The sequence below is a fragment of the Campylobacter sp. BCW_6467 genome (assembly GCF_001762855.1).
In the GTDB taxonomy this organism is placed as follows: Bacteria; Campylobacterota; Campylobacteria; order Campylobacterales; family Campylobacteraceae; genus Campylobacter_D; species Campylobacter_D jejuni.
Genome location: NZ_MJXP01000042.1, coordinates 24,041 through 36,305, shown reverse-complemented (window position 1 = coordinate 36,305; position 12,265 = coordinate 24,041). Strand labels below are relative to the sequence as shown.

General features: G+C 31.2%; 9 protein-coding genes and 1 other RNA gene. 5 read left to right on the top strand and 5 right to left on the bottom strand.

The window, feature by feature from the left end; all coding sequences use genetic code 11:
* Positions 1–10 precede the first annotated feature (10 nt).
* Positions 11–1,330 carry an NCS2 family permease gene (locus AJ888_RS05640; RefSeq protein ID WP_002862043.1) on the bottom strand — a complete coding sequence of 440 codons (1,320 nt, stop codon included), beginning with the start codon at positions 1,328–1,330 and terminating at the stop codon, positions 11–13.
* A 9-nt stretch (positions 1,331–1,339) separates the two neighbouring features.
* Positions 1,340–2,404: an aminofutalosine synthase MqnE gene (mqnE, locus tag AJ888_RS05635; protein ID WP_070296189.1), complete on the bottom strand. Its 1,065-nt coding sequence runs from the start codon at positions 2,402–2,404 to the stop codon at positions 1,340–1,342.
* A gap of 142 nt (positions 2,405–2,546) precedes the next feature.
* Here mqnE and AJ888_RS05630 point away from each other — a divergent pair, with 142 nt between their 5' ends.
* From AJ888_RS05630 to fumC, 3 genes are all read left to right on the top strand, one after another.
* The gene (locus AJ888_RS05630) at positions 2,547–4,895 is read left to right on the top strand and encodes a hypothetical protein (protein WP_002862041.1); all 2,349 of its coding nucleotides are present in this window, start codon (positions 2,547–2,549) and stop codon (positions 4,893–4,895) included.
* Between the two features lie 3 nt (positions 4,896–4,898).
* Complete coding sequence (gene glmS, locus AJ888_RS05625) at positions 4,899–6,695, top strand: glutamine--fructose-6-phosphate transaminase (isomerizing) (RefSeq protein WP_002862040.1); 1,797 nt, start codon at positions 4,899–4,901, stop codon at positions 6,693–6,695.
* Positions 6,696–6,828: 133 nt separating this feature from the next.
* Positions 6,829–8,220 (top strand): class II fumarate hydratase, encoded by a 1,392-nt coding sequence (gene fumC / locus AJ888_RS05620; protein ID WP_002862039.1) that lies wholly within the window; start codon positions 6,829–6,831, stop codon positions 8,218–8,220.
* Positions 8,221–8,249: 29 nt separating this feature from the next.
* Here the strand turns inward: fumC and AJ888_RS05615 are convergent, their stop codons facing one another.
* Positions 8,250–9,293: an AI-2E family transporter gene (locus tag AJ888_RS05615; RefSeq protein WP_002862038.1), complete on the bottom strand. Its 1,044-nt coding sequence runs from the start codon at positions 9,291–9,293 to the stop codon at positions 8,250–8,252.
* A 3-nt stretch (positions 9,294–9,296) separates the two neighbouring features.
* The gene (ruvB, locus tag AJ888_RS05610; RefSeq protein WP_002862037.1) at positions 9,297–10,304 is read right to left on the bottom strand and encodes a Holliday junction branch migration DNA helicase RuvB; all 1,008 of its coding nucleotides are present in this window, start codon (positions 10,302–10,304) and stop codon (positions 9,297–9,299) included.
* 90 nt (positions 10,305–10,394) lie between these two features.
* On the opposite strand from ruvB, the gene AJ888_RS05605 reads away from it, so the two are divergent.
* Both AJ888_RS05605 and ssrA read left to right on the top strand, forming a co-directional pair.
* On the top strand, positions 10,395–10,805 hold the full coding sequence (locus tag AJ888_RS05605; protein WP_002862036.1) for a hypothetical protein: 411 nt from the start codon (positions 10,395–10,397) through the stop codon (positions 10,803–10,805).
* Positions 10,806–11,164: a transfer-messenger RNA gene (ssrA, locus tag AJ888_RS05600) on the top strand.
* A 39-nt stretch (positions 11,165–11,203) separates the two neighbouring features.
* Here the strand turns inward: ssrA and AJ888_RS05595 are convergent.
* On the bottom strand, positions 11,204–12,265 hold the full coding sequence (locus AJ888_RS05595; RefSeq protein ID WP_002862035.1) for an HNH endonuclease signature motif containing protein: 1,062 nt from the start codon (positions 12,263–12,265) through the stop codon (positions 11,204–11,206).

The following is a 12,265-nucleotide window of genomic DNA, read 5'->3' as shown; positions in this document are numbered from 1 at the left end:
TATCCTTAATTTAATGTAGTGCTATAAGTAAAAAATTACCCAAAGATAATAAACTTAAAACTATAATACCAAGATTGATTTTATCCCATTCGCGTTTAAAAATTCTTACAAGCAAATAAGAAAGAAAACCAAAAGCAAAACCTGTGGTAATGGAGTAAGTAAAAGGCATCATGATAATAGTAAAAAAGCTTGCTACAGCTATAGCACTATCTTTAAAATCTATATTTTTAACTTCCATAAACATTAAAATTCCAACCATTACAAGTACGGGGTATATTGCGTTTGCAGGAATGGCTTTAAAAAGTGGCAGTAAAAAAAGTGTAAAAGCAAAACAAATAGCTACAACTAAAGCTGCAAGCCCCGTTCTTCCTCCGCTTTCAACCCCTGTAGTGCTTTCTACAAAAGCAGTAACTGTAGAAGTACCTGTCATAGCTCCTAAGGCTGATCCTGTTGCATCTGCCATTAAGGTTTTGCTTAGTTTTTTTTCTCCATTTTTGGGATCATCAAAAATCTTTCCTCTTTCACCCACACCTGTGATAGTTCCTATACTATCAAAAAGTTGAGTGATAAAAAAAGTAAGAATTATAGGTATCATAGTAATATTTAAGGCACTTTTGATATCAAGTTGTAAAAAGATGGCTCCTAAACCATTTTCCATGCTAAAATTTGGCAAAGAAAAGATTTGCACAGGAAAACTTGCATTATCTAAATGAAAAATCCAAGCGATAATAGAGCTTGCTAATACCCCCAAAATAAAAGCTCCGCGAAGTTTTATAGCCCAAAAAAAGATGATTAAAGCTAGGGTAAAAATTCCAAAAAACACATGGGGGCTTTTGAAATTTCCTATGCTGACTAAAGTATCTTTATTATGCATTATCACACCCATTTGACTTAAGCCTAAAAATGCAATAAAGCAACCTATGCCCGCACAAATTGCAAGACGTAAATCTTTTGGGATATTGCGGATTACCCAAAGGCGAAAATGCGTAAAAGAAAGTATGAGAAAAATAATACTTGAAATAAAAACAGCTCCTAAGGCGCTTTGCCAAGCTATGTTTTGACCTAAACAAACTGCAAAGGTAAAATAAGCATTTAAACCCATTCCAACACTCATAGCTACAGGAGTATTGGCAAAAAAAGCATTAAAAGCACTTGCAACTATGGTGATTAAAGCTGTTGCGGTGATTAAAGCTTCTATAGGCATTCCTGTATTTCCTACTATGCTAGAATTTACAGGGATAATGTAAACCATAGCCAAAAAAGTAGTAAGCCCTGCTATAACTTCGGCTTTAAAACTCGTATTGTTTTCTTTGAGTTTAAAAAAGTCCATTTTTTCTCCTTAGTAGGTTTTTAGCTCGTTATATAAACTATCGCGTTCTACAGGAATAAGATTTGAAGTTTTTATCATATCGATAAAAGTTTTTAAACTTGTGCCTTTAGCAGATTTTGCACCACCTGCACTCTGTATGCTTTCTTTTTCTATGGTACCGTCTAAATCATTAGCTCCAAATTCTTGTGCTACCATGGCTAAATTTAAAGTCATTGTTGCCCAGTAAGCTTTGATATTTTTAATATTATCAAGCACTAAACGAGCAATGGCAATGGTTTTTAAAATTTCTTCACTATCCATGATTTTATCAGTTTGTATAAAGCTATTATCCCTTTGCCAAACTAGAGGGATAAAAGCATTAAATCCACCGGTTTGATCTTGAAGATCACGCAGTCTTAACATATGATCGATCCTGTGATGTCTTTCTTCTATATGCCCAAAAAGCATGGTAGCATTACTTTGCTTGCCTTTTTCATGCCAAAGTTTATGAATTTTAAGCCAATTTTCACTGCTAACTTTTCCATGACAAATTTTCTTACGCACTTCTTCATCAAAAATTTCAGCTCCACCCCCAGGCATAGAATCAACGCCGTATTCAAGCATTTTTTCTATCACTTCTTCATAGCTCATTTTAAAACGGCGATGTAAAAAATCAATCTCAGCAGCAGTCATAGCTTTTACATGAAGATTGGGATATTTTTCTTTTATCATTTTAAAAATTTCTAAATACCACTGCCAAGTTGTATCTTTGTTGTGAGCTGAAACGATATGCACTTCTTTAGTTTCTCGTTTTACGGTTTCATCAACAATTTTCATGATTTCTTCATGAGTCATCAAATAAGGATTAGGATTTTTTCGGTGTGCTGAAAAGGCACAAAATTTACAGGTATCTGCACAGATATTAGTTGGATTGATATGACGATTGATATTAAAATAGACTTTTTTTCCATGAAGTTTAGTGCGTTTTTTGTGAGCGTATTTGCCTAGGGTAAAAAGATCTAAATCCCAAAGTGCATTGGCTTCTTTTTGGTTTAATCTTTCTTCATTTTCTAGTTTGGTAATTAAATTTTTCATTTTAATTTTACTCTTTTGCTGTTTTTAAATAAAGCATTATAATTTTTGCTTACTGAAAAAGAGTTTATAGAAAAAGCCAAAATAAAAGATATTTTTGTTAAGATTATTATTAAAATATTAAAATTTAAAGAGAGTGGAAATTTTGTTAAATAAAGAATTAGAAATTTTTAAAAAAAATCTTAGTTCCTATACCCAAAGTTGTAGAAAATTTTTTCTTAAGCAAGGGGCGTTTAGCTTATATCATTCTAAAAATATGGATAATTTCATAAAAAAAGCTTATGATATAGTTCTTAAAGATTATTTTGATGATTTTTCACCTCCAAGTGATAATATCCCTTTTTGTGTTTTAGCAAGCAAAGCATATGCAAACAATAGTCTTTGTTTTAATGAAAGTATTTCTTTGATTTTTGTTTATAAAGATATTAAGGCTTTTCATTTAAAACCTATGATTAAGGCTTTTATTGAAATTTTAAATGATGCGCATTTGCAAATTAATTCGGTTGTCTTAGAATTTAATGGACTTTATAATGCTAGCAATGAGCTTAAGACTTCTATAATACAAACTCGTTTCATATGTGGTTCTAGGATTTTATTTAAAGGGATTAAGACAAAATTTGAGAGTATTTTAAAAGAAAATAAAAATGATTTTGCCAAGCTTTTGCTAGAAAATTTTAAAGAATTTGATATTCCATTTATAAAGCAAGAATTTAATATCTTAAAAGATTTTGGCGGATTAAATCATTTAAGATCCTTAGAGGGTTTGCTTGTTCTTTTTAAGACTTCTCCAAAAAATTATGCTTTAAATTTTATAGATGAAAAAAATTTAAGCGAGTTACGTTTAGCTGGAGACTTTTTACTTTCTTTAAAATCAGCGATGAATTTATTAAGTGCTAAAGATGAGGATGAGTTTTTACTTATTAATGTTCATGACTTGAGTGAATTAATGTATAAAAAAGCTAAAAAACATTTTGGAGCAAATGAGTTGTTGGTTCAAAAGGCTTTGCAAAGTATGCATACTATAGGTTTTTATACACACTTTTTAGCAAAGCAAATTCAAGATGGATTAAATCATACTCTTAAACAAGAATATAAATTTAAAACTCTTGTGGAAGTTTTAGAATACTTATTAAAACTTGAAGATAAACAGGTTATTTTCGATCTTAACTTGGTTTTTGCCCTAAGAAGATTGAAATACGGTAAAAAAGATATAGAAAAAGCTTTAATGCTTTTTGAGAAAATTTTTTATAAAAGGCATAGTTTTTGTGTTTTAAAGCTTTTGCTTGATAGTGGAATTTTAAAAGATTTATGCAAGCCTTTTTGGACAGTTCGTTTTTTAAGTGATGAAGAAGGAAATTATAGTTTTGATGAGCAAGTTTTTCTTATGTTAAGTGAATTTGAAAAATACGAAGATGAGCTTGAGATACTCCAAAAACTTAAAACCGATGAAAAAATGATTTTAAAGCTTGTGATACTTTTAAGCGCTATAGAAAGTGAAAATGAAATTTCTTTAGCAGGCATATATAGAGCGTATTGCTCCAAATTTGATTTAAAGAATGAAATTTTAGAATGGGGTCTTAAAATATTTAAAAACAATAATGCCTTAAAAGATCTTGTAGAAAAAGAAGATATATATAATCCTATTGTTGTAAGTAGCTTGGTTTCTAAACTAGAAAATTTAAAAAATTTAGAGCTTTTATACACTTTAACTTGGCTAAAGGCTAAGGCTTTAAATTACAATGCTTTTTATTTTAGAGTTCTTGATAAACTTTTAGAAAATGCAAAACAAGGTTTTGAAGATGAAAATCTACTTGAAGAAAGCGCAAGAAGAGTAAAAAAAGAATTAACACTTAAAAGAAGTAAGATTTTTTTAGAGCAAGATGAAATTTTGCAAGATAAAATCATACATATCAAATCAAATCTTTTTATTATAAAAAATACTTTTGAAGATATTGTTATGATTTCTAAATTAGCCAAAGAAAATGATTTTAAATTTTGGTTTAGTAATGAAACAAATCTTAGTTTGCAAATTGTTGCACCACTTCATTTTAATATTGCCATTATTTTAAGTTCTTTAACAAATTTAAATCTTATTTTCATGAATTTTTTTGAACTTTTTGATGATAAAATTTATTTAAGATTTGAATATGATAATATTATCAGCGATGAGCAAAAACTAAAACTTTGCGAGCTTTTAAATTCAAATCTTTCTGGTTTTAATTTGAAAAAAATTAAAAAGCCAGTCATTAAAAAAGATGAGTTAAAATTAGACTTAAACTATTCTAAAATGTATGCCAAATTAGGTCTTAATACCAAAGATCAGCAAGGTTTAATGGCGTATTTGATGAATGTTTTTAATGAACTTGAACTTGTTTTATGTGCAGCAAAAATTCAAACCATAAGACAAAGGACGCGTAATATTTTTATTTTTCAAAAGAATGAAAAATTAGAACATAGCGAGCAAAAGTTAGTTAATTTATTAATAAGTGAGTAAAAAATGTGTGGAATTGTAGGCTATATAGGAAATAATGAAAAAAAACAAATTATACTAAATGGACTTAAAGAATTAGAATATCGTGGCTATGATAGTGCGGGTATGGCAGTGATGCAAGAAGGAGAGCTTAGTTTTTTTAAAGCTGTAGGAAAACTTGAAAATTTGGCGAATAAATGCATGGATTTTGAAAGTCAAGGTTATGGTTTTGCTATAGGTCATACAAGATGGGCAACTCATGGTAAGCCTACTGAAATCAACGCACATCCTCATTTAGGACAGTATTCTTGCGTGATTCACAATGGTATTATAGAAAATTATAAAGAAATCAAAGATAAACTTGAAAAAGAAGGCGTGAGTTTTTTAAGCCAAACAGATACTGAAGTTATTGTCCAGCTTTTTGAATTTTATGCAAGAAATTTGGGAGTTTTTGAAGCTTGGCAAAAAACCATCAAAGAACTTCGCGGTGCTTTTGCTACTTTGTTAGTAACAAAAAAAGATCCCCATCATGTGTATTTTGCAAAAAATGCTGCTCCTTTGATTATCGGTAAAAATGCAAATAAAGAATGGTATTTTTCTTCAGGTGATGCACCTTTGATAGGAAGTTGTGATGAGGTAATGTATCTTGAAGATTTAAGCTTGGGATACGCGAGTAAAGATGAGCTTGTCGTTTATGAAAATGATGTTTTAAAATCACTTTGTTTTTCTAAGTTTTCAGGCGATAAGGCTTATGCAAAAAAAGACGGCTTTCGCTTTTTTATGGAAAAAGAAATTTATGAACAAAGTCGCGTGATGAGTGAAGTTTTAATGGGACGTATTCAAGGCGATGAAGTCGTTTTTGATGAGCTAAACAATGAAGATTTAAGTCAAGTAGATGAAATCACGCTTTGTGCTTGTGGAACAAGCTATCATGCTGCAATGGCAAGTGCTTATTTGTTTGAAAGAATTGCTAAAGTTAAAGCTAAAGTAGAAATTGCAAGTGAATTTCGCTACCGTGAAGCAATTATAAAAAAAGATTCTTTATTTATCGTTATTTCTCAAAGTGGAGAAACAGCAGACACTTTAGAGGCTTTAAAGATTGCAAAAGAGCAGGGTGCTAAGACTTTTGCAATTTGTAATGTGGATAATTCTAATATAGTGCGTTTAGCACATCTAAGCCTTTTAACTCGTGCGGGCATAGAAAAAGGAGTTGCTTCAACTAAAGCTTTTGCCACTCAGGTTTTAACACTTTGGATGCTTGCTATTTTTATGGCACAAAAAAGAAATTTAAATGTTTCTGCTGAAATTAAAGCGCTTTTACATACTCCAAATTGTGTGAGTGTAAAACAGGCTTTACATGAAAAAATTCATCGTTTATCCAAGCGTTATTTAGATGGACATGGCTTTTTCTTTATAGGTAGAGATGTGTTTTATCCTTTGGCCTTAGAAGGAGCTTTAAAACTTAAAGAATTATCTTATCTTCACGCTGAGGGTTATCCTGCAGGAGAGATGAAACATGGCCCTATTGCTCTGGCTGATTCTAAACTTTATACTATAGCTTTAATGCCAAAGCATATGCTTTATGAAAAAACAAAATCAAATGTTGAAGAGCTTATTGCTAGGGATTCTACAGTGCTTAGCATTTCGCCTTTAGAATTTGATTTGAGTGATGATTTTATAAAAACCAATGAGCAAGATCATTATATGTGTGAATTTTTTGAAATGATGGTAATTACTCAACTTTTAGCAATGGAAATTTCTATAAGACTTGGTAATGATGTGGATATGCCAAGAAATTTGGCTAAAAGCGTAACAGTGGAATAATCCGTGCAGTTTAAAGAAACTGCACATAACTTTCAAATACTTCAAAAATTATAAATAAATTTTAAATTATAAGCTAATTTTATGCTTATTTTTGCTTAAATAATTCTAACAATATTTCTAGAAAGGAAACACTATGGAATACAGAGTTGAACATGATACCATGGGTGAAGTTAAGGTCCCAAATGACAAATATTGGGGAGCTCAAACTGAAAGAAGTTTTGAAAATTTCAAAATCGGTTGTGAGAAAATGCCAAAGGTTTTAATCTATGCTTTTGCAAATCTTAAAAAATCTTTAGCTTTAGTCAATAACAAACTTGGCAAACTTGATGATGCTAAAAAAAATGCTATAGTTCAAGCTTGTGATGAGATTATCGCAGGTAAATTTGATGATAATTTTCCACTTGCGATTTGGCAAACAGGTTCAGGTACGCAAAGCAATATGAATATGAATGAAGTTATTGCAAATCGTGCCACTGAAATCATGGGCGGAGATTTTCGAAAAGAAAAGCTTGTACATCCAAATGATCATGTTAATATGAGTCAAAGTTCAAATGATACTTTTCCAACTGCTATGAGTATTGTTGCGGTTGAGCAAGTAGAGAAAAAGCTCATCCCTGCGCTTGATGAGCTTATTGCAACTTTTGAAAAAAAAGTAAAAGAATTTGATGGTATTATCAAGATAGGACGCACGCATTTACAAGATGCTACGCCACTTACTCTAGCACAAGAATTTAGTGGATATCTTTCTATGCTTTTGCATTCAAAAGAGCAAATCATCGCTTCTTTACCAACTTTAAGAGAACTTGCTATAGGAGGAACCGCAGTAGGAACAGGGCTTAATGCGCATCCAGAATTAAGCCAAAAAGTAAGTGAAGAACTAACTCAACTTATAGGTACGAAATTTGTTTCAAGTCCAAATAAATTTCATGCTTTAACAAGTCATGATGCGATCAATTTCACTCATGGAGCAATGAAGGGTTTGGCTGCAAATTTAATGAAAATTGCAAATGATATAAGATGGTTAGCTTCAGGCCCAAGATGCGGTCTTGGTGAGCTTATCATCCCTGAAAATGAGCCAGGAAGTTCGATTATGCCAGGTAAGGTAAATCCTACCCAGTGCGAAGCTATTACTATGGTTGCTGTACAAGTGATGGGAAATGATGCAGCTATTGGATTTGCAGCAAGTCAAGGAAATTTTGAGCTTAATGTGTTTAAGCCTGTGATTATTTATAATTTCTTGCAAAGTCTTGATTTGTTGGCTGATTCTATGCATTCATTCAATATCCATTGTGCTGTAGGCATAGAACCAAATCGTGCAAAAATCGATCATAATCTTCATAATTCTTTAATGCTAGTTACCGCTCTAAATCCACACATAGGTTATGAAAACGCTGCTAAAGTAGCCAAAAATGCCCATAAAAAAGGTATTTCTTTAAAAGAAAGCGCAATGGAGCTTGGTTTGGTTAGCGAAGAAGATTTCAATAAATTTGTTGATCCTACTAAAATGATAGGTCCAAAAGCCTAGAACATAAAACTTGCCTTTTTTAAGGCAAGTTAAATTAAATTCTTATCTTTTAAAATCACATACATTCTTAAAGTTGATACAAAAAAGGTTAAAATCGCAGGACCTAGTATAATACCCCAAAAACCAAAGGTAGAAATTCCTGCTATCATAGCCAAGAAAATTAAAAGTTCGTTGATTTTGGTTGGAGTTTTTACAAGTTTTTTGTTGATCCATTTGATGATTAAAGGTTTGATTAAAGTATCTGCTATAAAAGAAATTACAATTACAGAATAAATAAAAATAACAAGAGCTGAGTTAAGATTGTTTGAGGCAAATTCATAAAGACTTACAGGCACATAAATTAAAGCTCCTCCTATAGCAGGTATGAGAGAACTTACAGCAAAAATTACTCCCATTAAAATTCCATCATAACCATAAAACATTGTAATTAAACCAAAAAGTGCACCTTGAAATATTGCTACAATTACCATAGAGTAAAGCACAACAGCCATAACATTACCCACTTCGCTTAAAACATCATCGAGTTCTTTTTTATCAATGGGAATGATGGATTTAAGATAGATAACAAGTTCTGTTCCATATAGATTTGCAAAGAAATAAAATACGCAAATTAAAACCATATCTATAAGAAATTTAGCTCCTGATTTTGTAAAACTTGAAGCATAACTTAGAATTTGTTTAGAAATGCTATTTAAATCTATAGAAGCTAAAAATTCTTTGATTTTAGGTTCTAAAAAATTAAAGCTTTCAGGCAAGGTAAATTGATAGTTTTTGACATAATCAAGTGTTTGTGTGACTAAATTAATATCAAAATTTTTTAAAGCTTTGGCAAGTTCTATCATAGCATAAACAAAAGGTGCAAAGAAAAGCAAAACCATACAAGTTGTTGTAAGAATGGAAGCTAAAAATTTATGCCCTTTAGTAAGATTTAAAAATTTCGCATTGATATTTGAGGTAGCTACCGCCATTAAACTAGCTATGATAATTACAAGTAAAAAACCTTTAAAAAGATAAAGCAAAAGAAATAAAATAACTAAAATAAAGCTTATAAGAAAGAATTTTCCATTTTGCAAAATTTACTCCTCAAATAAAGTTTTTTCATAGTTTAATTTTAAAGCACTATAGCTTTTTGTACTAGCTATACGCCCTTTTGCAGTGCGTTCTATATAGCCATTAGCTAGTAAATAAGGTTCGATTACATCTTCTATGGTATTTTCATCTTCGCTTAAAGCCGCAGCAATGCTTGCAAGTCCGATAGGTTTTTGTTTAGCAGCAGTTAAAAGTTCAAGATATCTTAAATCCATCGCATCAAAACCAAGCTCATTCACTCCTAAAGAATTTAAGGCCTCATTAGCCCTTTTTTCTGTGATAATCTCTTCATCATTAACATCAGCAAAATCTCTTACCCTTTTTAAAAGCCTTAGAGCTATTCTAGGGGTTGAACGACTTCTTTTAGCGATCTCAAGTGCGGCTTTTTCTTCGCAAGTTTTATTAAGTTTTAAAGCTGCTTTTTGCAAGATGAGAGCAAGTTCGCTATCTTTGTAAAATTCTAATCTAAATTGCATACCAAAACGATCTCGCAAAGGATTACTAAGCATACCTGCACGCGTTGTAGCTCCTATAAGAGTAAATTTTGGCAAATCGATTTTTATGGTTTGGGCGGCTGGACCACTACCTATGATAATATCAAGGCGGTAATCCTCCATTGCAGGGTAAAGCACTTCTTCGATAGCAGGGCTTAAGCGATGAATTTCATCAATAAAAAGTATATCTCCTTCACTAAGATTGGTTAAAATAGCGGCTAAATCCCCGCTTTTTTCTATCATAGGAGCGGCGGTTGTTTTGATATTTGCACCCATTTCATAGGAGATGATATTAGCTAGTGTTGTTTTTCCAAGTCCTGCAGGACCGCTAAAAAGTATATGATCTAAACATTCATTGCGTTTTTTAGCTGCAGCTATAAAGACATTTAAATTTTTTTTAATGCTTTCTTGACCTATATAACCATCAAAATTTGAAGGACGCAACGAAGTTTCGTAAGTTTCATCAAAGGAGTATTTTTCTATTTCTACTATTCTATCCATATCTTTGCTTATATTTTGGAAAAATTAAAATAAGATTTTAGCTAAAATTTGCTAGAATTTACATTAAACTTTAATGATTATGGTTTAAAAATGGGAATTTTAACAAAATTAGAATTAGATTATGAAATTGACGATATAGAAAAATTTTTACAATTTTTTAGAACCATGTGCGATAGGTTTGAACCTTTAATCATCAAGCTTGGAAGCGATAGTGTGCGTTATAAAGAAGCTATAAAAGAGCTTGAAACTTTAGCACACAATACCGCTTGGGCAGCAAGACGTTTAAATCTTGAAGAAGTGACTGATTTTTGTGTATTTTGTGAAGAGATGATGGTGCAAGCAAATCGCTTTAACGGACCTGCTAGTGATGAATTTACGGATTGGATGCTTTTGATGAGCGATCAGTTTGAAAAATATTGTCGTTCATATGAAAATGATGATTCTGTTTTAGCGGTTTTTAATCCTTTAATTGTTAATGTTCCAAATATTATTTCTAAATAAGGGAGCGACTTGGCTTCGACAGGAGTAAGTCTGCTTAGATGGCATGTCGCTTTGGGCAAAGCGTAAAAAGCCCAAATAAAATTAAACGCAAACAACGTTAAATTCGCTCCTGCTTACGCTAAAGCTGCGTAAGTTCAGTTGAGCCTGAAATTTAAGTCATACTATCTAGCTTAATTTTCGGTCATTTTTGATAGTGTAGCCTTGTGTTTGACAAGCGTTGAGGTGAAATAAAGTCTTAGCCTTGCTTTTGAGTTTTGGAAGATGAGCGAAGTAGGGTGAAGTAGTCATCTTTGCTAAGCATGTAGAGGTCTTTGTGGGATTATTTTTGGACAGGGGTTCGATTCCCCTCGCTTCCACCATCCGTATAGAAGGTGCAAGATTTATTCTAAGCCTTGAAATTAGAATTTGTATTGTTTTGAGTTATTAAAGACATATTTTCTATGATAGGCTAAATATTGAAGTCTTTTTTCATTTAAGATTTTTGGATGAATTCTTTTTGTAGCTAAGAACTTTTTTAGATTTTCATCTAAATTTTCATTAAGTATTATATCCCCATCATTTTCAAATGAAATCCAACCTTGGTCAAATAATTGGTCTATTGATTTTGATAGTAGTAAGCCATTATCTTTGTCAAATTGCTCATTTTCATCACAAACTCTATAAGGTTTTATATGGGAAGCTACTAAGAGTGGATATTTTAAATTTTCAACATAGCAATAAACATCGGATAAAAATTCCCTACTTTCTTCATAAAGTAAATGTTTATATAAGGTTTGTTTGTATGTGTCTCTGTTAGCTGATTTCTCAGTATAACTATAATCAGATCTATCTAGTGTTAAGCAATTATCTTGGTCTAAATAAATACCCGTAAGAATATTCGTGCAAATATTCCATAAATATGCTATTTGGTTATATTTTCTCTCTGCTGCATGCATTTGTATGATGTGGTGGGTTAGTTGTTCTAATTCTTGTTTGTTTAAATAATTTTTATGAATTGTATCTTTCACATACATAAGTGCTAAAAGATTTTCTTTTGTAATACTTCCGCAGTATTCTATGGTTTTTACCAAAAATTTGAGTTCATTTTCATTGCTAGGATGTCTAAAAGACCTTGAAAAACTAGCATTATCATAAAGTATTTCTGAATATAAAATTTTCTTTTTTGTCCTATTTTGCTCATGTAAAAATTCTTTTGTTTTGCTGTGATAGCCCTCAAACTTATTGTTGATAAATCCTAATTTAAAAAATTGATTGATAGATTTTCTAACTGAAGCAAAGTCTGATTTTGGATTAAAAGCATATACTTTTTCTTGTAATTCTTGATATTTTTGAGAATCAATTTGAGGATTTTTATCCATAAATTCAATTATTATTTTTAGGCATTCATTAAAATTATTGCCGTAAAAATCACTATATTCAAGGGTAAGTTGCCAGTAATTTTCGTATTGCTGCTTTTTCAT

Coding starts and splice junctions, on each gene's coding strand:
- fumC (WP_002862039.1), top strand. CDS start 6,829: ATGGAATACAGAGTTGAACATGATACCATGGGTGAAGTTAAGGTCCCA.
- AJ888_RS05595 (WP_002862035.1), bottom strand. CDS start 12,265: ATGAAAAAGCAGCAATACGAAAATTACTGGCAACTTACCCTTGAATAT.
- mqnE (WP_070296189.1), bottom strand. CDS start 2,404: ATGAAAAATTTAATTACCAAACTAGAAAATGAAGAAAGATTAAACCAA.
- glmS (WP_002862040.1), top strand. CDS start 4,899: ATGTGTGGAATTGTAGGCTATATAGGAAATAATGAAAAAAAACAAATT.
- AJ888_RS05640 (WP_002862043.1), bottom strand. CDS start 1,330: ATGGACTTTTTTAAACTCAAAGAAAACAATACGAGTTTTAAAGCCGAA.
- AJ888_RS05605 (WP_002862036.1), top strand. CDS start 10,395: ATGGGAATTTTAACAAAATTAGAATTAGATTATGAAATTGACGATATA.
- ruvB (WP_002862037.1), bottom strand. CDS start 10,304: ATGGATAGAATAGTAGAAATAGAAAAATACTCCTTTGATGAAACTTAC.